A 21,962-nucleotide genomic window follows, 5' to 3' on the forward strand; every position below is an offset into this window, starting at 1 on the left:
GCCGTCTGACCGGTGAACCGGCAAGACGGCGGCGCTTTTCCTGATCCTGGCCTTGTTACTGACCGAAGGTGCGCTGCCACCAGCCACGGCGCGGGGAGCCGTCTTCACCTTCATCGGCCGCTTCGGCGCCATCATCCAGCGTGACCGCTTCGACGCTTTCGGACGCGGACGCTTCGACAGCCGGAACGGCCTCGACGGCGACGGCTTCCTCGACCACCACCGCATCGGCCTTTTTGCGGCGGGTCCGCTTGGGCTTGGCGGGAGCCTCCTCAGCGGCAGGCGCGGCTTCCTCAGCGACCGGCTCCACCGCTTCGACTTCGCTCGTAACGGCCTTCTTGCGGCGGGTCCGCTTGGGCTTGGCAGGGGCTTCTTCCGCCGACGGCGCTTCCGGCGCGGCTTCGGCCACCACTTCCGTCACAGCCTCCACCGCTTCGACGGCGGGAGCGGCGGCTTCCTTGGCCTTGCGCGCTCGCGGGCGGCGGCGGGTCTTGGGCGCTTCCTCCTCGGCGGGCGCTTCGGGGGCCGCTTCCACCACCGGCTCAGGCGCACCCGCCTCGGCTTCGATCGCTTCCTCGTTCGCGGCGGAGCCTTCGCTCACGGCCTCTTCACCAGCCTCGCGGCGGCGGCGGCCACCCCGGCGGCCGCGACGGCCCCGGCGACGGCCTTCGCCTTCACCCTCGTCGGCGGCCTCGACCGGCGCAGCCTCGGCTTCACCTTCGGCCTCCTCTCCGGAAGCATCCGGATCTTCGACGGCTTCGCCCTCGGCCGCAGCCTGATGCTCGTCGCGCTGGCCGCCCCGACGGCGACGGCGACGGCGGCGACGGCGGCCGCCTTCACGGTCCTCGCCACGCTCGCCACGCTCTTCATGCGCGGTTTCGACCTCTTCGACTTCTTCCTCGTCCAGTTCCTCGACGATATCGAGATCGTCTTCTTCCTCGACGATCGGCGTATAGTCGACCACACGCTCCGGACGCGGCCCGCTGGCCTCGACCGACATGCGCGCACCCTCTATCTCGCCGTCGGGCAGGATCGCGATCCGCACGCCATAGCGCTGCTCGATCTCGTCCAGTTCGTGGCGCTTGTTGTTGAGCACGTAGAAGGCCGCTTCCTGGCTCGCCCGCAGCGTGATCAGGCTGCCGCGCCCACGCGCCGCTTCCTCTTCCAGCATGCGCAGCGCGCCCAGGCCCGCCGACGAAGCGGTACGCACCAACCCGGTGCCCTCGCAATGCGGGCACTGGCGGGTCGACGCTTCCAGAACGCCGGTACGCAGCCGCTGACGGCTCATCTCCATCAGGCCGAAGCCCGAAATCCGGCCGACCTGGATGCGGGCGCGATCGTCCTTCAACGCCTCCTTCATCGCCTTCTCGACCTTGCGGATGTTGGAGTTCATCTCCATGTCGATGAAGTCTATGACGACCAGGCCCGCCATGTCGCGCAGGCGCAACTGGCGCGCAATCTCCCGCGCCGCTTCCAGATTGGTGGCCACGGCGGTCTGCTCGATGCCATGTTCACGGGTCGAGCGGCCGGAGTTGATGTCGATCGACACCAAGGCTTCGGTCGGGTTGATCACCAGATAGCCGCCGGACTTCAACTGCACGACGGGATTGTACATCGCCGCGAGCTGATCCTCCACGCTGGCGCGCTGGAACAGCGACACCGCGTCGGCATATTGCTTCACCCGGCGCGCATGGCTGGGCATCAGCAGCTTCATGAAGTCCTTGGCCGCCTTATAGCCATATTCGCCCTCGACGATGACTTCCTCGATATCCTTGTTGTAGATATCGCGGATCGCCCGCTTGATGAGGTCGCTGTCGTTGTGGATCAGCGCGGGGGCGTCCGATTTCAGCGTCTTTTCGCGAATTTCGTCCCACAGGCGCGCCAGATAGTCGAAGTCGCGCTTGATCTCCGGCTTGGTGCGCTGCAGCCCGGCGGTGCGGACGATGCAGCCCATGGTGGAGGGCAGCGCCATTTCCGCGATGATCGACTTCAACCGCTTGCGGTCGGCGGCGTTGCTGATCTTGCGCGAAATCCCGCCGCCATGCGACGTGTTCGGCATCAGCACGCAGTAACGGCCCGCCAGCGACAGATAGGTGGTCAGCGCCGCGCCCTTGTTGCCGCGCTCTTCCTTGACGACCTGCACCAGCAGCACCTGGCGGCGCTTGATGACGTCCTGGATCTTGTAGCGGCGGCGCAGTGCCATGCGCTTGCGGCGCAACTCGTCGGCGGCCTCGTCGCCCTTGCCGCGACGGCCACGGCCCCTGCCGTTATCGCCGCCATTGCCGTTTTCGGCAGCCTCTTCGCCATGCTCCTCATCGTCATGATGATGGGTGGCCTCGACGACTTCCAGGCCGCCATCGCCCGCATCGGCATGATCGTCATCGTCATAATCGGCGCGCAGCGCGGCCTCTTCCTCGGCATGCTCGCGTTCTTCGCGCAGCAGTGCCTCGCGGTCCTCGCGGGGAATCTGATAATAGTCCGGGTGGATTTCGCTGAAAGCGAGGAAGCCGTGGCGGTTGCCGCCATAATCGACGAAGGCCGCCTGGAGCGAAGGCTCTACGCGCGTGACCTTGGCGAGATAGATATTGCCCTTGAGCTGCTTGTGCTCGGCCGATTCGAAGTCGAATTCCTCGATCCGGTTACCTTTGACGACCGCGACCCGGGTCTCTTCCCGGTGGCGCGCATCGATCAGCATACGCATTGTCATTTATTGTTCTCCGGCGGTGGCGGCCAGCGGCGCTGGGCCGGGCTGCCACGCGATAGTAAAGGGACGGCGCGAGTTGCTGCATCGTCCGGTTTTGAAGGAAAAATTGCGTGTCTGCTGCCGGGGCAGGGCCGGACCATGTGCCGGACACCACCAACCACGCCGCTTCGCCCGGAACCGGGGTCAGCGTGGATTGGAAATCATGCCTCATGCAGCGTCAACCTGTTCGTACATCCGTGCCGGGCGTTGCCGCCCGCCGATGCCATCGTGATTATCCCCGAAAGGACTGCCGCCCAATATGGCGCGCCTTTCAGGAATGTGAATGGTTAGCAGTCAAAATGCCAGGGAGCAACGGCCCCTCGAAATATTGTTTCGCGGCCTATGCTTCCGGCGGAACTTCACTCGGCGGTCTACCGCAATCATGGTGAAGATAAGGTTAACCTTGCCGTTTCGACCGACGAAGGGCCGCTATGCTTTCATGCCGTGGGCAGGGGCGGCGGCAGGCGGCATGAAATTGGGCTGGACGGCCATGGGCGGCGCGTTGCACAAGCGGCGCATGTTCCACGGCCTTGCGCTCGCAAGCATGCTCTTTTCCGGCGCGCCGCCTTCCGCCGCCATGCTGGACGGCGACCGGTCCGGCATGCGTTTCGACGCGCCCGCGCATATGGCGCCGCGCCCCGCCAAACGCCTCCACAGCATCACCGTGCCGATCCCGCCGGTGGCGCGCGGCCTGTCGCTGCCGCTGGTGGAAGGGCCGCGCGACGCCTCCCGCCCGCTGGTGGTGATCGACGCCGGTCATGGCGGCCACGATCCGGGGGCGGTCAACCGTGAAAATGGAGAGCGGGAGAAGGACGTGACGCTCGCCATAGCGCGGGCGGTCCGCGACCGGCTGGTGAAGTCGGGCCGCGTCCGGGTCGCGCTGACCCGCGATGCCGACCGCTTCCTGGTGCTCCAGGAACGCTATAGCGTCGCCCGCAAGCTGAACGCGGACCTGTTCATTTCCATCCACGCCGATTCGGCGGACAATGACATGGCGCGGGGCGCGACCGTCTATACCCTGTCCGAAACCGCCTCCGACCGCGAAGCCGCCCGCCTCGCCGCCCGCGAGAACAAGGCCGACGTGCTGAACGGCGTCAATCTCGGCGGGCAATCGAGCGACGTCTCCTCGATCCTGATCGACCTGACGCAGCGGGAATCGATGAATATTTCGGTCGGTTTCGCCCGGCTGCTCCAGCGTGAGGCCGCGCCCTATGTCCCGTTCCGCGGCGCGGCGCACCGCTTCGCCTCGTTGATGGTGCTGAAGGCGCCGGACACGCCGTCCGTGCTGTTCGAAACCGGCTATATCTCCAACAGCGCCGACGCGGCGTTCCTGGCGTCGAAGGAGGGGCAGGCGAACATCGCCAGGGGCGTCGCCCGCGCCATCGAAGTGCATTTCGCCCGCAAACGGGCGTTGGATGATGGCGGGACGGGCGGCTAGCCCTATTCCCCACCGGGCCGCCCCGGCGCCGAACGGACCATGGGGATTCCACTCTGGCGCTTCCCGCATTTTGACCGTACAGCCTCGACCATCATGGAAGAGGCTCGCCCCAAAAACGCCGCATCGTCCTTCGTTCAGCGCCTGCGCCAGGGCGCGAGCGGCTTTCGGGAACGTCTCCACCCCCATTGGGACAAGCGCTGGTTCCGCTGGATCGCGACGGGCCTTGGCGGCCTCATCCTCGCTTACGCGCTCTTCTGGCTGATCTTCGCGCGCGGCCTGCCCGACGCCGCCACGCTGCTGGAATATGAGCCGCCGCTGCCGACCATCGTGCGCGACACCAATGGCCAGCCGGTCCACAGCTATGCCCGCGAACGCCGCGTGCAGCTCCAGTACAGCGATTATCCGCCGCTGCTGATCCGCGCCTATCTGGCGGCGGAGGACAAGACTTTCTTCGAACATCATGGCGTCGACATTCCCGGCTTCTTCGGCGCGGTGTTCGATTATGCGACCAAGATCGGATCGGGCCAGCGCGCCCGCGGCGGTTCCACCATCACGCAGCAGGTGGCGAAGAACCTGCTGATCGGCGACGAATATTCCCCGACCCGCAAGGTGAAGGAAATGATCCTCGCCTACCGCATGGAAGGGGTGCTGACCAAGCAGCAGATACTGGAACTCTACCTCAACCAGATATTCCTCGGCCGCAACGCCTATGGCGTGCAGGCGGCGTCCCGCGCCTATTTCGACAAGGATGTGGGCGACCTCACGCTGCACGAAATGGCCTATCTGGCGATCCTGCCCAAGGGTCCGGCCAATTACCGCCCGGAAAGCCCCACCGGCCATGAACGCGCGCTGGAACGCCGCAACTGGGCGCTGGGCGAGATGTACAAGAATGGCTGGATCACCCGGGCCCAGCGCGACGAGGCGCAGGCCCAGCCGCTCGGCACCGTGGCGGCCCATGGCTCCAGCTTCGACGCCCGCGCGGGCGGCTATTATATGGAGGAGGTGCGCCGCCGCCTGATCCAGCAATTCGGGGAAAAGGCGTCGGACGGCCCCAACAGCGTCTATGCCGGCGGCCTCTGGGTGCGCAGCCCCTATGACCCGAAGATTCAGGATCTGACGACCACCGCGCTGCGCAACGGCCTGCTGCGCTTCGACGCGGGCAAGGGCTGGTCCGGGCCGCTCGGCAAGATCGACATGGATCGCGGCTGGCATCGCGAACTGGCGGCCAGCTATATCGACGTCGACTATGCCGGATGGCGCGTCGCCGTGATCGTCAGCCGCGATTCCTCCGCGGCGCAGATCGGCTTTTCCGACGGATCGACCGGCACGCTGCCCGCCGAAGCGGCGCAACTGCCCTATCGCAAGAGCGGCGGCCCGGCCTTCGCCGCGATGAAGCCCGGCGACCTGATCGTGGTCGCCCGCAACGGCTCCACATGGGCATTGCGCAACGTCCCCGAAGTCTCCGGCGGCATGGTGGTGGAGGAAACCCATTCGGGCCGCGTCCTGGCCATGCAGGGCGGCTTCGACAACCGGCTGTCCTCCTACAACCGCGCCACCCAGGCGATGCGCCAGCCGGGATCGACCATCAAGCCCTTCGTCTATGCCGCCGCGCTGGACAATGGCATGACCCCGGCCTCGATCATCGTCGACGGCCCCTTATGCGTCTATCAGGGCGCGGGCCTGGGGCAGAAATGCTTCCGCAACTTCACCGGCGGCAGCGCCGGGCCGCAGACCATGCGCTGGGGCGTCGAGCAGTCGCGCAACCTGATGACCGTGCGCGCCGCCAGCCAGACCGGCATGGACCGTGTCGTGCGCACCATCAAGGCGATGGGGATCGGCGATTACCAGCCCTATCTCTCCTTTGCCCTGGGTGCCGGCGAAACCACGGTCGAGCGGATGGTGAACGCCTATGCCATGCTCGCCAATCAGGGGCGGCAGTTGACGCCCAAGCTGATGGATTATGTGCAGGACCGGCGCGGCAAGGTGATCTGGCCGCTGCGCTGGCGCGCCTGCGACGGCTGCAACATGGCGAACTGGGACGGAAAGCCCATGCCCCGCTTCGGCTTCGAGGGGCGGCAGGTGATGAACCCGATGACGGCCTATCAGGTGGTGCACATCGCCGAAGGCGTGATCCAGCGCGGCACGGCGACGGTGCTGGCGGACCTGAAACGTCCCCTGTTCGGCAAGACCGGCACGACCAACGGTCCGACCAATGTCTGGTTCGTCGGCGGATCGCCGGACATCGTGGCGGGCGTCTATATCGGCTATGACCAGCCGCGCAGCCTGGGCGGCTGGGCGCAGGGCGGCCGCATCGCCGCGCCGATCTGGAAGGCGGCGATGACACCGGTGCTGGAGGCGATGCCCAAGACGCCCTTCATCGCCCCCGCAGGCATCCGCATGGTCACCATCGACCGCCGGTCGGGCAAGCGCGTCTACGGCGTCTGGCCGACCGACGATCCGAAGCCCGCCGTGATCTGGGAAGCGTTCAAGCCCGAATCCGAACCCCGCCGCTCGATCCGCAAGGAAGAGGTGGCCGCGCAAGACAAGGCTGCCGCCAACATCGAAGCGACGGTCCAACGCCGCCAGCGCACCGACAGCGATTTCCTGCAAGACCAGGGCGGCATTTACTAACCAGCGGTTGAGGGGAAACCCGACCTCTCCTATTCCTCCCCATCGATAGATGGGGAGGATTTAATGGCAGCCACCGACCCCTTCGGATAGGTAACCCAACGGCAACAGCTTCCCACCAAAACCATCCTCTTCCTCCAACAGCCTCCATTTCAGCCTGTCCTATTCCTGCCCGCCGCTCTAGCCCGCGTCCCTCTTCGAAACGTCCGATCAAAGCCCGCTTCGCACACGCGCGCGCGGGCACGCGCGCGCATACACTGTGAACTTCGACGCAAAACCGCCCTTTCCCGCCAATCCTTCCGCGCACGCCGACAAGGATTGAATCTTCCCAAAACCCCCGCCCTCGGATAGGGGCAGGCACTTGATGCGTTTGCCTGTCCTGAGGGCCAAGCGCCCCGACATTCTGGAGACCTCCCATGCGCGCCGAAGCGCAGCAATATATCGACCGCATCGACGCCGCGCTGGACCTGCTGCGCCGCTTCCTCGACTGGGACCGCGCCCTGCGCCGCCTGGACGAGCTGAACGCCCGCGTCGAGGATCCGACGCTGTGGGACAATCAACGCCAAGCGCAGGAGGTGATGCGGGAGCGCACCCGGCTTGAGTCCGCGATCGGCGCGACCCGCGCCATCGACAGCGAGAAGACCGACACCGCCGAACTCATCGAAATGGCCGATGCGGAGGGTGACGAGGATATGGTCACCGAAGCCATCGCCTCGCTGAAGGCGCTGGCCGACCGCGCCGATGAGGACAAGATCAAGGCGCTGCTGGCGGGCGAGGCCGACGCCAGCGACACCTATCTGGAAATCCATGCGGGCGCGGGCGGCACCGAAAGCCAGGACTGGGCGGAGATGCTCAGCCGCATGTACCGCCGCTGGGCGGAACGGCGCGGCTACAAGGTGGAACTGGTCGACTATCAGGCGGGCGACCAGGCGGGCATCAAGTCCGCCACCTTCCTGTTCAAGGGCGAGAACGCCTATGGCTATGCCAAGACCGAAAGCGGCGTGCATCGCCTGGTGCGCATCAGCCCCTATGACAGTTCGGCGCGGCGGCACACCAGCTTCTCTTCGGTCTGGGTCTATCCGGTGATCGACGACGACATCGATATCGAGGTGAAGGAAAGCGACCTCAAGATCGACACCTACCGCGCTTCCGGCGCGGGCGGCCAGCACGTCAACACCACCGACTCCGCCGTCCGCATCACCCACGTTCCGTCGGGCATCATCGTCGCGTCGCAGAACGACCGGTCACAGCACAAGAACCGCGCCACCGCGATGAACATGCTGAAGGCGCGCCTCTACGAAGCGGAACTGCGCCGCCGGGAGGAAGCCGCGTCGGGCGAATATCAGGCGAAGACCGAAATCGGCTGGGGCCACCAGATCCGCTCCTATGTGCTCCAGCCCTATCAGTTGGTGAAGGATCTGCGCACCGGCGTCACCTCCACCTCGCCCGACGACGTGCTGGACGGCGCGCTGGATCCCTTCATGGCCGCCGCGCTCAGCCAGAAGGTGACGGGCGAGAAGGTCGATGTGGAGGATGTCGACTGATGAAGCCCTGGCCGGCGGCGTGGGCGGGCTGCCTGGCTTTGCTGGCGGGCTGCGGCCCATTCGCGTCGGACAAGAATAGCGACCGCCCGGCCGCCGCCCGCGCCTTTCCGCGTGCCGACCGGCCGGTGGCGCCGATCATCTCCACCCGCTGGTCCAGCGAGGAAGCCCGCGACCGGGTGAACGAGGCGGAAGACATCATGGACCGCGCCGGCATCCGGGCCGGCATGACGGTGGCGGACATCGGCGCGGGCGAGGGCTATTACACCGTGCGCCTCGCCAAACGGGTGGGGGCCGGGGGCCGCGTCCTGGCCGAAGACATCATGCCGGAGGTGATCGAGGCGCTTTCCCGCCGCATCACGCGCGAGGATTGGCGCAATGTCAGCGTCCGCCTCGGCAAGCCGGAGGATCCGAAGCTGCCCGCAAACAGCTTCGACCGCATCCTGATGGTCCATATGTATCATGAGATTGCGGAACCCTATGCCTTCCTCTGGAACCTCAGCCCCGCGCTCAAGCCCGATGGCGAACTGATCGTGGTCGACGCCGCCCGGCCTACCGACCAGCATGGCACGCCGCCCCGCCTGCTCGCCTGCGAATTGTCGGCCATGGGATTCCGGCTTGAGGAACTGGTCCCGAAAGCGACGGCGGGCGGCTATTTCGCCCGATTCAAGCGCATCGCGGCGCGGCCCAGGCCATCCTCCATCGTCCCCTGCGCCTTGCGGTCCTGATCCATCGGCTTCCGGTAAGGCTTCCCTTTGTCCATAATATGGTTAATGGGCGGCCCATCATGATTCTCATGCCTTGGGGGAAGGGCAGGAATGACTGACCTGACGGGCGCCGCCGGGGAAAGGCGGCACGATCCGCGCCGCAAGATGTTCGGGCCGGTCGCGTTGCGCTTCGGCGGCATGGTGGCCAGGGCCCATTTTCTGGACCTGTCCTGCCTGGGCGCGCTGGCCCATTGCGAAACGCCGCCGGGAGCGGGCGCCTATCTCATCATAGAGGCGGAAGGCATGCAGGCCAGCGGGCGCGTCATCTGGGTCAATGGCAAGCGTTTCGGCATCCAGTTCAACCAGCCCCTGACCCGCCATGCCATGGACGTCTGGATCGAAGGCGGCTGAACGTCCGTTCCTTCAGCCCTTCCGCCGCCATCTCCGGAAGAAGGACGCGCCCAGCAATCCGCCGCCGACACACGCCGCGATGGCCCCGCCGGCGCTTGCCAGCGCCCAGGCGCCGGCCGCCAGCAGGCCGGTCAGGAAATCGACGATGATCAGCGTCAGATGGATCATGACGTAGGAAGGCGCTATTCCTGCCCAAGTTCCTTCGCTTCCTGATATTTCAGTTCCAGGAAGCGGTTCTGCACGGCCAGCTTGTCGAGATCGCCGCTGGCCAGATTTTCGCTCATCCGCGCGATTTCCGCGTCGATGACGCCAAGCCCCTCGATCAACTGCTTTTCCGGCACGCGGCCATTGCGCTCTTCCCGCCGCAGCGGTTCGGGGATGGATCGATAGCCGGTGACGAGTTCGGGCAGATGATCGGCCAGCAATTTGCGGATTTCCTGCGCCGCGGGTTCCTGATCGCCCAGCCGTTCCAGTTGCGGCGACAGCGTCTCCAGCTTGACGCCGATGCTGTCGACCAAGGTGACGGCGGGGGCGGGCAGGGCCTTGCGCTGGTTTTCCAGCCAGATTTCGGTCTGGATCGGCAGGGCGGTCAGCGGGGTTTCCGCCAGCGCTTCCGTCCGCACGCGCCGCTCGCCGGGCAGCGCCGCGATCAGCAGCACCGCCGCCAGCATGACGCCCAGCGCGATCATCACTCCGGTCGTCCCGATCGGCGCGACGAAACCCGCCACGGCGCTGCCGACCAGCACCGCGATCACCGCCCAGAAGGCATATTTCACCTTCCGCATCAGCGCGGCGTTGCGCCGCTGCCGGGCGCGGGCCGACAGGCTCCGCCCGCGCTCGCTATGGCGGCGCAGCACGGCCTCCGCATCGGCCAGCACGCGGTCGGACCGGCTCATCGCATCACGCCTCGATCGAACTCAGCAGCGGATTGTCGATACGGGCCTGGCTGGCGGCCTGCGCCTGACCTTCGGCGCGTGCGATATAGCCCTTGGACTTCTCGACCTCGTTCGTCAGCGTGTTCACCGTCGTCTTCATATTCTCCAGCGCCTTCAGCTTGAAGCTGTCGATACTGTCCATCGTGTCGTAGATATTCTGGAAGGCGCGTTGCAGCGTCTCGATGGGAATGGTGCTGGACGCGGCCTGCTCGTGAATCTGCGCGGTCTGGCTCTTCAGCATCTCGCCGGTCGAATCGATCATGTTCGCGGTCGTCGTGTTGAGCGCGGTGATCTGCTCCAGCACCAGTTTCTGCCCGACCAGCGCCTGCGCCACGGTGACGGCGGTGCGCAGGGCGGCGACGGTGGTGGTGCTGGCGCGGTCCACGCCCTTCACCAGTTCGACATTGTTCTTCTTGACCAGGTCCAGCGCCAGATAGCCCTGCACCGTCACCGCCATCTGCGTCAGCAAATCCTGCGTGCGCTGGCGGATGTAGAAAAGGGCGCTTTCGCGGATCGCCTTGGCCTTGGCCGGGTCCGCCGAATCCAGCTCCAGCGCCTTCGCCTCCAGCCGGGCGTCCAGCGTTTTGGAAATGTGGATCATCTGTTCCAGACGGCCCATCGTCTGCCACATATTCTGCCGCTCGACGTCGACGGCGGCATTGTCCTTGATCAGCACGTCCTTGCCGCTGGCCAGGGAACCCAGGATCGAATTGATATGGCTCTGCGCGCTTTTATAGCTGTCGAAATAATCGCGCATCTTGTTGCCGAAGGGGATCAGCCCGAACAGCTTCTTGGGCGCGGTCAGGCTGCCGCGCTTGCCCGGATCGAGATCCTCGATGGTCCGGCGCAGTTCGGCCAGGTCGACACCGACCTTGTTGTCGCTGTCCATGGCGCGCACCGGCCGGTCGAGGAAGCGGTTGCTGTGCCCTGCCGCCTCCGCGATTTCCTTCCGCCCCATATTGGTGAGCTGGTCTACCCGCTGGCCGAATTCGGGCGAATTGGGATCCTGCGCGACCAGGTCGTCGACGAAGGCATCGACCTTCTCGTCGAGTTTCGACTTTTTCTCGTCATCCAGCGGCACCAGCCCCGCCGCCTTTTCGGGGGCGACCGGCGGCACCGGATCGGGCGGGGTCAGGTTCAGCGTGTCGGCGGTGGCGGTCGGCGCGGTCGAAGCCATGTCATCTCCCAGGGGCCATCAGGGGTTCGCACTGTTATATGTATATAGAACAGTCCGGCTGCAAGCCTGTGCCGCAAGCTAGAGGCCTGTCCCCGCCATTGCAATCGCGCCGCCCGCCCGCAAAGCTTGCCGCAGCGCGTCATTTCCTGTAGGGGCGCGCGCAAACATCCTGGACAGGCGCGGTGCCCGCCGGGAAACCCGTCAATCCCAAAGGCTATTCATGTCCCTGCGTAATATCGCGATCATCGCGCACGTCGACCATGGCAAGACCACCCTTGTCGACCAGCTTTTCCGCCAGTCCGGCACCTTCCGCGACAATCAGCGGGTCGAGGAACGGGCGATGGACTCGAACGACCTGGAAAAGGAACGGGGCATCACCATCCTGGCGAAGCCGACGTCGGTGGAATGGAACGGCACCCGCATCAACATCGTCGACACGCCCGGCCACGCCGACTTCGGCGGAGAGGTGGAGCGCATCCTCTCCATGGTCGACGGCGTGATCCTGCTGGTCGATTCGTCGGAAGGCGCGATGCCGCAGACCAAGTTCGTGACCGGCAAGGCGCTGGCGCTGGGCCTGCGCCCCATCGTCGTCGTCAACAAGGTCGACCGTCCCGACGAACGCATCCAGGAAGTGCTGGACGAGGTGTTCGACCTGTTCGTGACGCTGGACGCCACGGACGAGCAGCTCGATTTTCCGGTCCTCTATGCCTCGGGCCGCAACGGCTATGCCAGCGACAACCCCAGCCGGCGTGAGGGCACGCTGGAGCCGATGTTCCAGAAGATCGTCGATCATGTGCCGCCGCCGTCGCTGGATCAGGACGCGCCGTTCAGCTTCCTTGTGACGCTGCTCGACCGCGACAATTTCCTCGGTCGCATCCTGACCGGCCGGGTCCAGTCGGGCACGGTCAAGGTCAACCAGCCGATCCATGCGCTCGACATGGACGGCAATGTGATCGAAACCGGCCGCGCGTCGAAGATCATGTCCTTCCGCGGCCTGGATCGCGTTCCGGTGGATGAGGCGAAGGCGGGCGACATCATCTCGCTCGCCGGTCTGACCGTCGCGACCGTCGCCAACACCATCTGCGATACATCGGTCAGCGTGCCGATCAAGGCGCAGCCGATCGATCCGCCGACCCTGTCGATGCGCTTCGCCGTCAACGATTCGCCCATGGCGGGCCGCGAAGGCAGCAAGGTGACGAGCCGCATGATCCGCGACCGTCTGGCGCGCGAAGCCGAATCGAACGTCGCCATCAAGGTGACGGAGAGCGACGACAAGGACAGTTTCGAAGTCGCCGGTCGCGGCGAACTCCAACTTGGCGTCCTGATCGAGACGATGCGCCGCGAAGGTTTCGAACTGGGCATCTCGCGCCCCCGCGTGCTGTTCGGCGAGGATGAGGCGGGCAACAAGACCGAGCCTTATGAAACCGTCGTCATCGACGTGGACGATGAATTTTCCGGCACGGTCGTCGACAAGATGAACATCCGCAAGGCCGAGATGACGGACATGCGCCCTTCCGGCGGCGGCAAGACCCGCATCACCTTCTCGGCGCCGTCGCGTGGCCTGATCGGCTATCATGGCGAATTCCTGTCCGACACGCGCGGCACCGGCATCATGAACCGCCTGTTCGAGAAATATGGTCCCCACAAGGGCAAGATCGAAGGCCGCAAGAACGGCGTGCTGATCTCCAACGGCGCGGGTGAGGCGAACGCCTACGCCCTCGGCCCGCTCGAAGAACGGGGCATCCTGTTCGTGGGCGTGGGCGAGGCGCTCTACGAAGGCATGGTCATCGGCGAGAATGCGAAGCCGGAGGATCTGGAAGTCAACCCGATGAAGTCGAAGGCGCTGACCAACTTCCGCGCCAGCGGCAAGGATGACAGCATCCGCCTGACCCCGCCCAAGAAGATGACGCTGGAACAGGCCATCGCCTATATCGACGACGATGAAATGGTGGAGGTGACGCCCAAGAACATCCGCCTGCGCAAGCGCTATCTCGACCCGAATGAGCGCAAGCGCATGTCGCGGGCCAAGGCTGCCGCCTGATTGGATTTTGAGTGATGAACAAGGGGCCGGTGTCGCGAGACGCCGGCCCCTCTTCTTTGGAAAGGTCCGGAAAAGCCATTTTCACCACTGTAAAGCTGCTGGCCTCCCCGCTGCGCCCTCTTTATGGTCTCGCCATTTGCTGCTCCGCCCTGAAAGCTTTTCATGCATCTTCTCATTGGCCTAGCCGGCATCGCGCTGATCCTTGCCATTGCCTTCGCCCTGTCCTCCAACCGCCGCGCCATCAGGCCGCGCGTGGTGGGCGCGGCTTTCCTGTTGCAGGCGGGAATCGCGCTTCTGGTGCTCTACGTCCCCGCCGGGCGTTCCGTGATCGCGGGCATGTCGCGGGGCGTGTCGAACCTGCTCGGCTATGCGCAGGCGGGGACGGACTTCATCTTCGGCCCGCTCGCCAGGCCGGACATTGGCGGGGCCAGCTTCGCCATCGCCGCGCTGCCGGTGATCATCTTCTTCGCCAGCCTGGTGTCGATCCTCTATTATCTGGGCATCATGCAGCAGATCGTCCGATGGGTCGGCGGCGCGATCGAGAAGGTGACCGGTGTATCCAAGGTCGAAAGCCTGTGCGCCGCCGCCAATATCTTCGTCGGCCAGAGCGAAAGCCCGCTCGTCATCCGCCCCTATCTGGCGGGCCTCACCCCGCCGCAACTCTTCGCCGTGATGACCAGCGGCATGGCGGGGGTGGCGGGCACGATCCTGGCCGCCTACGCCTCCATGGGCATCAAGATCGACTATCTGCTTGCCGCCAGCTTCATGTCCGCGCCCGGCGGCCTGCTGATGGCGAAGATCATGATGCCCGACGATCCGGAACGCGAACCCGAACTCCCCCTGGGCGATCATCCCGACATCGCCCTGCCCGAAAGCCGGATCAGCGGCGCAGGCCCCGCCGCGCTGCTGCCTGAGTCCACGCCCGGCGAACCGATGCCCCCCGCCACCCATGACGAGGAAAAGCCCGCCAACCTCATCATGGCCGCCGCCCAGGGCGCGCAGACAGGCGTGAAGCTGGCCGTCGCGGTCGGCGCCATGGTGCTGGCCTTCGTCGCGCTGGTGGCGCTGGCCAACGGCATATTGGGAGGGATCGGCGGCTGGTTCGGCTATCCGGACCTCAGCTTCCAGCAATTGTTCGGCACGCTCTTCTCGCCGGTCATGGTTCTGCTCAACATCCCCTGGACGGAGGCGCAGATCGCGGGCGGCCTGTTCGGCACCAAGGTCGTGCTGAACGAATTCGTCGCCTATATCAATCTGGGCCAGGTGCAGGGCGCGCTGTCGCCCGCGACCGTCGCCATCGTCACCTTCGCGCTGTGCGGCTTCGCCAATTTCAGCTCGATCGCGATCCAGATGGCCGTCACCGGCAATCTGGCGCCCAACCAGCGGCCCGTCATCGCGCGGCTGGGCCTGAAGGCGCTGGTGGCAGGCAGCCTCGCCAATCTCATGAGCGCGGCGCTGGCCGGACTGATGCTCAGCCTGCACTGATCGTTCCGACCCTATAACGAAACTTCTACCCGTGGCTGACAAGATCGGCTATGGTTAACGCATGGAAGTCAAACGCTTATCCGGGCTGACGGCTGTGCTGTGGGCGGTCATGACAATGGCCCCGGCCATCGCGCAGGCCCCGAAACCCGGCTCGCTGGAAAGCTATAAGGACTGGACCATCGGCTGCGACAACCGCAACCGGTGTGAGGCCGTGTCCTTGCTGCCGGATGGCGGCGACTGGCCCGACCAGCCTGTCATGCTGGGCATCCGCCGGGATGCGGGCGCGACCGCCGATCCCGAAATCTGGGTCAGCCGCGACGCCAAGGGGCAGGAGACGCTGGATTTCCTGATCGACGGGCGCAAGGTCGCCAGCGCGGCAAGCGTGGATGGCGAAGCCAGCGTCCGGGGGCCGCAGGCGTCCGCGCTGGCCATCGCCATGGCGAAGGGCGGTGGCATGGAAATACGCGCCGGCGGCAAGCGCATCGACCGGCCGTCGCTGGCGGGATCCGCCGCCGCGCTGCGCTATATGGACGCGAAGCAGGGGCGTGCAGGCACGATGGCGGCGCTGGTCGCGACCGGCCCGCTCGCCCGCAGCGCGGTGCGCCCGGCGCCCGCCGTGCCCGTGATCAAGCGGGCGACCATTCCCGGCGGCGCGCAGCCGCCCGCGCTCTGGCGCGAGGAACTGACGGCGCTCGGCACGTTGACCGGCTGCGCCGACGAGATGAAGGACGCTTCCTCGCCCCCCGACCTGCACCGCCTGACGAAGACCGAGACGCTCGTGCTGGTCCCCTGCGGCGCGGGCGCCTATAATTTCACCTCCGTCCCGCTGATCGCCACCGGCATAGCGGGACGCCGCACCTTCCGCTTCGCCAGCTTCGACTATCAGCCGGGCTGGAGCGAGGACGCCACCCATCCCATGCTGGTCAATGCAGGCTGGGCGGCGGAGACGTCCACCCTGCAAAGCTATGCCAAGGGCCGGGGTCTGGGCGATTGCGGGGGCAGCGAATCCTATGTCTGGGACGGCACGCGCTTCCGCCTTGTCGAGGCCAGCGCCATGGGAGAATGCCGGGGCGCCTGGCATTGGATCACCACCTGGTCCGCGAAGGTCACCGAATAGACCGCTTCACGTTTCTGCCAATATCAGCGAAAACAGCCCATCCTCGTCGCTCCATTCGCGCAGCGGCTCCCACCCCCCGGCGCGCAGCAGCAGCCTTTCGTCCCGCGCGCCATATTTGTGGCTGCTCTCGGTATGGATCGTCTCGCCCGGCTCCATGCGGAAACATTGCCCGGCGACGTGGAAGTGGAGAGGCCGCACCGCCTCCAGATGCATTTCGATCCGCGCCTTGTCATCGTTCCAGATGGCGCGGTGAACGAAGCCGTCCAGCGGCAAATCGCCCTCCAGTTCGCGATTGATGCGGCTGATGAGGTTCAGGTTGAACGCCGCCGTCACCCCCGCCGCATCGTCATAGGCGGCGATCAGCCGGTCGCGGTCCTTGATCCGGTCCATGCCGATCAGCAGCATGGCGCCTTCCCCCAACAGCCGATGCATCGCCCGCAGCAGGTCGACCGCCGCATCCGGCTCCATATTGCCGATGGTCGATCCGGGGAAAAAGCCCAGACGCGGCAGGCCGTCAATGCCGACGGGCAAGTCCAGTTCGCCATTGAAATCGCCCACCACCGGCAGGACGGGCAGGCCGGGAAAGGCCGAAGCCAATTCGACGCTCGCAGCCCGAAGAAAATCGCCGCTGATGTCGATAGGCACATAGGCGGCGGGATCGACGGCGCGCAGCAGATGCGGCGTCTTGCGCGAACTGCCCGCGCCGAATTCCACCACCGCCCGGCCAGCGCCGACGGCTGCGGCGAAATCCGGGCCATGACGTTCCAGCAGCGCGGTTTCGGTGCGCGTCGGATAATATTCCGGCAGGCCGGTGATCGCCTCGAAAAGTTCCGATCCCCGCCGGTCGTAGAACCAGATGGGCGGCGTCGCCTTGGGCATGCGCGACAGCCCCTCCATGATATCCCTGCGAAAAGCCGGATCCGGCGCGCGCAGCGGCAGCGTAGCGTCCTCCGTCAGCAGCATCGCGTCACAAATCCTTCGCCAGCCGCAGCCCGGTGAACTGCCAGCGTTGATGGGGGTAGAAGAAATTGCGGTAACTCGCCCGCATATGGCCCCGCGGCGTGGCGCAACTGCCGCCCTTCAGCACGAACTGGCCCGCCATGAACTTGCCATTATATTCGCCCACCGCGCCTTCCGCCGCCCGAAAGCCGGGATGCGGGCGATAGGCGCTGCCGGTCCATTCCCACACATCGCCATACATCTGGGTCAGCGCGGAGCCGCCCTCCGGCGGGCGGGGCCGGGGGCAGGCGGCGCCGTCCAACTGGTTGCCGCTGGTCGGCGCGATATTCAGCGCCCCGCTTTCCCATTCGGCTTCGGTCGGCAGCCGGGCGCCTGCCCATCTGGCATAGGCGTCCGCCTCATACAGGCTGATATGGCTGACCGGAGCGGCGGGATTGACCGGCTTGCGGCCATCCAGGCCGAAGCGGGTCCAGCCCTGCTCTGCGCGCTTCCAATATAGCGGCGCCTCTATCCCCTCCGCCTGCACCCAGGCCCAGCCGTCCGACAGCCAGTGCGCGGCGTCGCCATAGCCGCCATCCTCGATGAAGCCGATCCATTCGCCATTGGTTATCGGCCGGTGTGCCAGCGCATGGGGATGCAGCACCGTCTTGTGGCGCGGCGTCTCGCAGTCGAAGGCGAATTCGCTCTTGCCGTCCTCGCCGATCTCGACCAGCCCCTGCCGCCCCTCTATCCAGTGAATCGGGCCGGGAACGGGCGCGGGCAGCGCGTTGGGCGCGTCGAACATCGCCGGTTCCAGCGGATTGAGCGACAGCAGATGCTGCATGTCGGCCAGCAGCAGTTCCTGATGCTGCTGCTCATGGTTCAGGCCCAGCAGCACCAGCGCCTGCGCATCGGGCATCATCATCGGCAGGGCGGTGGTCAGCGCCTTGTCGACATGGGCGCGATAGGCGCGGATTTCCTTGAGCGAAGGCCGCGTCAGCATGCCCCGCATGGGCCGGGCATGGCGCGCCCCCTCTGCCTCATAATAGCTGTTGAACAGATAGGCGTAATGCGGATCGAACATCCTGTATCCCGCCACATGATCGCGCAGGACGAAGGTTTCGAAGAACCAGCTTGCATGCGCCAGATGCCATTTGGCGGGCGATGCGTCGGGCATGGACTGGACGGTCGCATCGGCGTCGGACAGCGGCGCGGCCAGCGCTTCGCTCAAGGCGCGCACTTCGCGATAGCGGGTAATCAGGTCGATCTGGCTTGGTGCGGTTCGGCTTTTGGCCATGCATGCCCCTCCGATACGGTTGCGCCGCTCTCGCGGGACAATCGCATGAAGGCGCGGTTAGGTTCCCAATGGGTTGTAACCCCAATCCCTAACCATAAACGGAAGCACAGGGGCGTTCGGCCCGCTGTATCTGGCCCCGCCCGGATCGCTTGGCGCGGTGGAGCGCCTCTTCGGCCATGTCGATCGCCGCCGTCACCGGGCCGCCGCGCCAGGCGCAAAGCCCGGCGGAAAAGGTGACCGGCTGACCATTCACCGCGCCGACCGGCTCCCGCCGCATCCGATCCGCAATGCGCGCCAGCGACCAGCTCGCCTCATCCTCTATCGCGTCCTGATAGAAGATGGCGAATTCCTCGCCGCCCCAGCGGGCGACGATGTCGACGCGGCGGGTCTGCGAAGAAAGCCGCGCTGCGAAGTCCGCCAACAGCCGGTCGCCCCCATCATGGCCCAGTTGGTCGTTGACCTGCTGGAAATAGTCCAGGTCGATGATCGCGACGCACCCCCGCCGCCGGGCGACAGGCAGCACATCGAGTTGCGCCAGGAAACCGCGCCGATTGGCGATGCCGGTCAGCGCATCCTCATGCGCGGCCACGTTCCGTTCGTCGATCTGTTCCTGCGTCGCCGCAGCCCGGCGCGCCCCGGAAAGGAGCCTGGCGATGATGCCGCCGATTTCGGACAGGATCGGCACGCCCGCCTTCCGTTCCGCCTCCTCCACCGGACGCAGCGCATCCACCGGTCTGTGGATCGGGTCCAGCAAGGCGCCGATGCCCAGCAGCGCTCCGGCGGCGCCCGCCATGCTGGCCAGCGTCAGGACGATGAATTCCGCCCATGCGAACCGCCCCGTCGCCGCGCCCCAGCCGATATAGCCCAGCAGCGGCAAATGGGTGGTGACCAAGCAGAGCGCGAAGAGCCGGAACCGCAGGGAGCGGGGAAAAATGAAGGAGGTTGCGAGGTAGAACTGCATCCCTGGCCCCTGACGATTGAAATCGGGCCTCAAAATTGGCGCGGCATGTGAAGTTAAGGTGAAGGAGCAGGGTTAACGCCCGCTTCGAGGACGAGCCGTGCTTCCTATGAGTCGAACGGTTGGCGGGACGCCCCCGGAACCCACTTCACATCGCCCGCGCCATTGCCGTTGAGCCGCCGGGCCATCACGAACAGCAGGTCGGACAACCGGTTGAGATAAGCCAGCGCCTGCGGATTGATCGCCACCTCGGCCGCGGCGGCGGTCGCGCTGCGTTCGGCGCGGCGGGTGACGGCGCGGGCCAGATGCACGGCGGCGGCTGCGGGCGATCCGCCCGGCAGGATGAAGCTGTCCAGCGCCGAAAGTTCGGCGTTCATCGCATCGATCTGCCCTTCCAGCCGCGCGACTTGGGAAGCGACGATGCGCAGCGCCCAGGGTTCATCCTCCCCCTCCGGAACCGGCGTGGCCAGGTCGGCGCCCAGGTCGAACAGGTCGTTCTGGATGGTGGTCAGCCATTCCGCTTCCGGCGCGTCGCCGATCGCCACGATGGCAAGGCCGATGGCGCTGTTCGCCTCATCGACATCGCCCACGGCCTGCATGCGCGGCGCGTGCTTGGGCAGGCGCGATCCGTCGACAAGGCCGGTGGTGCCCGCGTCCCCGGTGCGGGTGTAAATCTTGTTGAGCTTCACCATGACGGGCCGGACGCCTTCAACCGCTGCCCTTCATCAACAGCAATATGGCGACGATGATGACCGCCACCGCCTGGAACAGGATGCGGTTCATCATCATCTTGTTCTGCTTCAGGCTGGACTGGCTCGGCCCGCCTTCGGGCGAGTTCAACTGTTCCTTGCTTGCCTGCAGAAAGGCGACGATCCCCCGAATCAGTGCGAACAGGGTGGCGCCCATGGCCAGGATCAGGGCGATGACGAGAAGCATGTTCATGCCGTGAATTTAGGCCCTGCCCAGGGAAATGCCAATCGGAAAGCGCGCCTGCCGCAGATCGTCGGCCAATTGCCGCGGGTCGACGCCCTGCGCCCGCAGATCGGCCAGCGCGATCGACCCGTCGCGCTTCGCCAGCCGCCTGCCGTCCGCCCCCACCAGCAAAGGATGGTGGATATAGGCGGGGGAGGGCAGGTCGAGCAGCGCCTGGATCAGCCGGTGGATATCCGTCGCGCTCCGCAGATCGTCGCCGCGCAGCACATGGGTCACGCCCATCGCCGCATCGTCCAGCGTGCAGGACAGGTGATAGCTGGTGGGGGCATCCTTGCGCGCCAGCACGACATCGCCCGCCGCAACAGGCCTCGCCTCCACCGCCTGCGCCCGCGCCCCATCCGCGACCGGAAAGGGCAGGGCGTCCCAGGTCAGCGGCCCCGCGCGCTCCGCCGCCCGCGCCATGTCGATCCGCCATGCATGGGCCTCTCCCGCCGCGATCCGCCGCGTCCGTTCCTCCCCGGCCAATCCCCGGCATGTTCCGGGATAGACCGGCCCTTCCGCCCCATGCGGCGCGGTGGCGCTCGCCATGATGTCGGCGCGGGTGCAGAAACAGGGATAGAGCAGCCCCATCCCCTCCAGCCGCCTCAGCGCCGCTTCATAACGGTCCAGCCGCGCCGACTGGAAGACGATGTCGCCATCCCATCCGACGCCCAGCCAGCGCAGATCCTCCACGATTCCCGCGACATGTTCCGCCCGGCTGCGCGTGCCGTCTATATCCTCGATCCGCAGGCGAAACGCGCCGCCCCGCGCGCGGGCCATGTCCATGGCCAGCAATGCCGACCATGCGTGTCCGACATGCAACCTACCTGTGGGGCTTGGCGCGAAGCGCGTCACCATATGCAGTGGTCCGGTCGATTGAATCATACTGGCCCTTGACGGGATGGGGTCGTTAATGCTGTCATGCCGGCGTCACGTTCCTGGTGGATCAGGGCGGCGGCGAAAGGGGGTTGAAGGGTAATATATGTACCATCCCGACCTGATACGACATCCGGAAAACTGTCCGGCACTGGTTCTGAATGCAGACTATACGCCGTTAAGCTATTATCCGCTCAGCCTTTGGCCCTGGCAAACCGCCATAAAGGCGGTTTTTTTGGAACGGGTGGACATCGTCGCCAGCTATGAGCGGCAGGTGCACAGCCCCAGCATCCAGATGCAGATTCCATCGGTGATCGCGCTGAAGCAATATGTGAAGCCGTCCGAACATCCCGCCTTCACCCGGTTCAACCTGTTCCTGCGCGACAAGTTCGCCTGCCAATATTGCGGTTCGCAGAGCGACCTGACCTTCGATCATGTCGTTCCGCGCCGCGCCGGCGGCCGCACCACCTGGGAAAATGTCGCCACCGCCTGCTCGCCCTGCAACCTCAAGAAAGGCGGCCGCACGCCCAAGGAAGCGCATATGCAGCTTCACCTGACGCCGATCCGCCCGACAAGCTGGCAGTTGCAGGAACATGGCCGCGCCTTCCCGCCCAACTATCTGCACGAAAGCTGGCACGACTGGCTCTATTGGGATGTGGAGCTGCTGGCCTGACAGGGGCGCGGCATCGCCTGGAAAACG

Annotated in this window: 19 protein-coding genes; 9 read left to right on the plus strand and 10 right to left on the minus strand. The window is 65.9% G+C overall.

The features are described 5' to 3' along the window. Window positions 1–55: 55 nt before the first annotated feature. A complete protein-coding gene (locus NUH86_RS00135) occupies window positions 56–2,704 on the minus strand; it encodes an Rne/Rng family ribonuclease (protein WP_267250697.1) in 2,649 nt (882 codons plus the stop codon). A gap of 475 nt (window positions 2,705–3,179) precedes the next feature. On the opposite strand from NUH86_RS00135, the gene NUH86_RS00140 reads away from it, so the two are divergent. The 5 genes from NUH86_RS00140 (at window position 3,180) to NUH86_RS00160 (ending at window position 9,465) form a co-directional block, all read left to right on the plus strand. Continuing rightward, window positions 3,180–4,178: an N-acetylmuramoyl-L-alanine amidase family protein gene (locus NUH86_RS00140; RefSeq protein WP_416365373.1), complete on the plus strand. Its 999-nt coding sequence runs from the start codon at window positions 3,180–3,182 to the stop codon at window positions 4,176–4,178. A 93-nt stretch (window positions 4,179–4,271) separates the two neighbouring features. Then, window positions 4,272–6,809 carry a penicillin-binding protein 1A gene (locus NUH86_RS00145; protein WP_267250699.1) on the plus strand — a complete coding sequence of 846 codons (2,538 nt, stop codon included), beginning with the start codon at window positions 4,272–4,274 and terminating at the stop codon, window positions 6,807–6,809. A gap of 413 nt (window positions 6,810–7,222) precedes the next feature. Beyond that, window positions 7,223–8,350: a peptide chain release factor 2 gene (gene prfB, locus NUH86_RS00150; protein WP_267250700.1), complete on the plus strand. Its 1,128-nt coding sequence runs from the start codon at window positions 7,223–7,225 to the stop codon at window positions 8,348–8,350. After that, on the plus strand, window positions 8,350–9,075 hold the full coding sequence (locus tag NUH86_RS00155) for a class I SAM-dependent methyltransferase (RefSeq protein ID WP_267250701.1): 726 nt from the start codon (window positions 8,350–8,352) through the stop codon (window positions 9,073–9,075). The genes prfB and NUH86_RS00155 overlap by 1 nt, the downstream gene beginning before the upstream one ends. A gap of 90 nt (window positions 9,076–9,165) precedes the next feature. Continuing rightward, window positions 9,166–9,465 (plus strand): PilZ domain-containing protein, encoded by a 300-nt coding sequence (locus NUH86_RS00160; RefSeq protein WP_267250702.1) that lies wholly within the window; start codon window positions 9,166–9,168, stop codon window positions 9,463–9,465. A 12-nt stretch (window positions 9,466–9,477) separates the two neighbouring features. Here NUH86_RS00160 and NUH86_RS00165 read toward each other — a convergent pair whose 3' ends face one another. From NUH86_RS00165 to NUH86_RS00175, 3 genes are read right to left on the minus strand one after another with little or no spacing between them, the layout of a single operon-like run. Further along, window positions 9,478–9,633, minus strand: coding sequence for a hypothetical protein (locus NUH86_RS00165; RefSeq protein WP_267250703.1), 156 nt, complete (start codon window positions 9,631–9,633; stop codon window positions 9,478–9,480). 14 nt (window positions 9,634–9,647) lie between these two features. Continuing rightward, complete coding sequence (locus tag NUH86_RS00170; RefSeq protein WP_267250704.1) at window positions 9,648–10,361, minus strand: hypothetical protein; 714 nt, start codon at window positions 10,359–10,361, stop codon at window positions 9,648–9,650. A gap of 4 nt (window positions 10,362–10,365) precedes the next feature. Further along, window positions 10,366–11,577 carry a toxic anion resistance protein gene (locus NUH86_RS00175; RefSeq protein ID WP_267250705.1) on the minus strand — a complete coding sequence of 404 codons (1,212 nt, stop codon included), beginning with the start codon at window positions 11,575–11,577 and terminating at the stop codon, window positions 10,366–10,368. Window positions 11,578–11,797: 220 nt separating this feature from the next. On the opposite strand from NUH86_RS00175, the gene typA reads away from it, so the two are divergent. The 3 genes from typA (at window position 11,798) to NUH86_RS00190 (ending at window position 16,220) form a co-directional block, all read left to right on the plus strand. After that, entirely contained in the window at window positions 11,798–13,618 is a 1,821-nt protein-coding gene (typA, locus tag NUH86_RS00180; protein ID WP_267250706.1) for a translational GTPase TypA, read from the plus strand. 162 nt (window positions 13,619–13,780) lie between these two features. Further along, on the plus strand, window positions 13,781–15,103 hold the full coding sequence (locus NUH86_RS00185; RefSeq protein WP_267250707.1) for a NupC/NupG family nucleoside CNT transporter: 1,323 nt from the start codon (window positions 13,781–13,783) through the stop codon (window positions 15,101–15,103). A 61-nt stretch (window positions 15,104–15,164) separates the two neighbouring features. Continuing rightward, window positions 15,165–16,220, plus strand: coding sequence for a DUF1176 domain-containing protein (locus tag NUH86_RS00190; RefSeq protein ID WP_267250708.1), 1,056 nt, complete (start codon window positions 15,165–15,167; stop codon window positions 16,218–16,220). Window positions 16,221–16,226: 6 nt separating this feature from the next. Here NUH86_RS00190 and egtD read toward each other — a convergent pair whose 3' ends face one another. The 6 genes from egtD to gluQRS all read right to left on the minus strand — a co-directional run bounded on the left by egtD (window position 16,227) and on the right by gluQRS (window position 21,271). Next, window positions 16,227–17,183, minus strand: coding sequence for an L-histidine N(alpha)-methyltransferase (egtD, locus tag NUH86_RS00195; protein ID WP_267250709.1), 957 nt, complete (start codon window positions 17,181–17,183; stop codon window positions 16,227–16,229). A 4-nt stretch (window positions 17,184–17,187) separates the two neighbouring features. Then, complete coding sequence (gene egtB, locus NUH86_RS00200) at window positions 17,188–18,456, minus strand: ergothioneine biosynthesis protein EgtB (protein ID WP_267250710.1); 1,269 nt, start codon at window positions 18,454–18,456, stop codon at window positions 17,188–17,190. A gap of 88 nt (window positions 18,457–18,544) precedes the next feature. Beyond that, window positions 18,545–19,417 carry a GGDEF domain-containing protein gene (locus NUH86_RS00205; RefSeq protein ID WP_267250711.1) on the minus strand — a complete coding sequence of 291 codons (873 nt, stop codon included), beginning with the start codon at window positions 19,415–19,417 and terminating at the stop codon, window positions 18,545–18,547. A gap of 104 nt (window positions 19,418–19,521) precedes the next feature. Further along, window positions 19,522–20,106 (minus strand): cob(I)yrinic acid a,c-diamide adenosyltransferase, encoded by a 585-nt coding sequence (locus NUH86_RS00210; protein WP_267250712.1) that lies wholly within the window; start codon window positions 20,104–20,106, stop codon window positions 19,522–19,524. Window positions 20,107–20,122: 16 nt separating this feature from the next. Further along, window positions 20,123–20,356, minus strand: coding sequence for a twin transmembrane helix small protein (locus tag NUH86_RS00215; protein WP_267250713.1), 234 nt, complete (start codon window positions 20,354–20,356; stop codon window positions 20,123–20,125). Between the two features lie 9 nt (window positions 20,357–20,365). Further along, window positions 20,366–21,271 carry a tRNA glutamyl-Q(34) synthetase GluQRS gene (gene gluQRS, locus NUH86_RS00220; protein WP_416365333.1) on the minus strand — a complete coding sequence of 302 codons (906 nt, stop codon included), beginning with the start codon at window positions 21,269–21,271 and terminating at the stop codon, window positions 20,366–20,368. A 97-nt stretch (window positions 21,272–21,368) separates the two neighbouring features. Here gluQRS and NUH86_RS00225 point away from each other — a divergent pair, with 97 nt between their 5' ends. Next, window positions 21,369–21,935: an HNH endonuclease gene (locus tag NUH86_RS00225; RefSeq protein WP_267250714.1), complete on the plus strand. Its 567-nt coding sequence runs from the start codon at window positions 21,369–21,371 to the stop codon at window positions 21,933–21,935. Window positions 21,936–21,962: the final 27 nt, after the last annotated feature.

Source organism: Sphingobium sp. JS3065 (genome assembly GCF_026427355.1).
Taxonomy (GTDB): Bacteria; Pseudomonadota; Alphaproteobacteria; order Sphingomonadales; family Sphingomonadaceae; genus Sphingobium.

Coding starts and splice junctions, on each gene's coding strand:
- NUH86_RS00135 (WP_267250697.1), bottom strand. CDS start 2,704: ATGACAATGCGTATGCTGATCGATGCGCGCCACCGGGAAGAGACCCGG.
- NUH86_RS00140 (WP_416365373.1), top strand. CDS start 3,180: ATGCCGTGGGCAGGGGCGGCGGCAGGCGGCATGAAATTGGGCTGGACG.
- NUH86_RS00145 (WP_267250699.1), top strand. CDS start 4,272: ATGGAAGAGGCTCGCCCCAAAAACGCCGCATCGTCCTTCGTTCAGCGC.
- prfB (WP_267250700.1), top strand. CDS start 7,223: ATGCGCGCCGAAGCGCAGCAATATATCGACCGCATCGACGCCGCGCTG.
- NUH86_RS00155 (WP_267250701.1), top strand. CDS start 8,350: ATGAAGCCCTGGCCGGCGGCGTGGGCGGGCTGCCTGGCTTTGCTGGCG.
- NUH86_RS00160 (WP_267250702.1), top strand. CDS start 9,166: ATGACTGACCTGACGGGCGCCGCCGGGGAAAGGCGGCACGATCCGCGC.
- NUH86_RS00165 (WP_267250703.1), bottom strand. CDS start 9,633: ATGATCCATCTGACGCTGATCATCGTCGATTTCCTGACCGGCCTGCTG.
- NUH86_RS00170 (WP_267250704.1), bottom strand. CDS start 10,361: ATGAGCCGGTCCGACCGCGTGCTGGCCGATGCGGAGGCCGTGCTGCGC.
- NUH86_RS00175 (WP_267250705.1), bottom strand. CDS start 11,577: ATGGCTTCGACCGCGCCGACCGCCACCGCCGACACGCTGAACCTGACC.
- typA (WP_267250706.1), top strand. CDS start 11,798: ATGTCCCTGCGTAATATCGCGATCATCGCGCACGTCGACCATGGCAAG.
- NUH86_RS00185 (WP_267250707.1), top strand. CDS start 13,781: ATGCATCTTCTCATTGGCCTAGCCGGCATCGCGCTGATCCTTGCCATT.
- NUH86_RS00190 (WP_267250708.1), top strand. CDS start 15,165: ATGGAAGTCAAACGCTTATCCGGGCTGACGGCTGTGCTGTGGGCGGTC.
- egtD (WP_267250709.1), bottom strand. CDS start 17,183: ATGCTGCTGACGGAGGACGCTACGCTGCCGCTGCGCGCGCCGGATCCG.
- egtB (WP_267250710.1), bottom strand. CDS start 18,456: ATGGCCAAAAGCCGAACCGCACCAAGCCAGATCGACCTGATTACCCGC.
- NUH86_RS00205 (WP_267250711.1), bottom strand. CDS start 19,417: ATGCAGTTCTACCTCGCAACCTCCTTCATTTTTCCCCGCTCCCTGCGG.
- NUH86_RS00210 (WP_267250712.1), bottom strand. CDS start 20,106: ATGGTGAAGCTCAACAAGATTTACACCCGCACCGGGGACGCGGGCACC.
- NUH86_RS00215 (WP_267250713.1), bottom strand. CDS start 20,356: ATGAACATGCTTCTCGTCATCGCCCTGATCCTGGCCATGGGCGCCACC.
- gluQRS (WP_416365333.1), bottom strand. CDS start 21,271: ATGATTCAATCGACCGGACCACTGCATATGGTGACGCGCTTCGCGCCA.
- NUH86_RS00225 (WP_267250714.1), top strand. CDS start 21,369: ATGTACCATCCCGACCTGATACGACATCCGGAAAACTGTCCGGCACTG.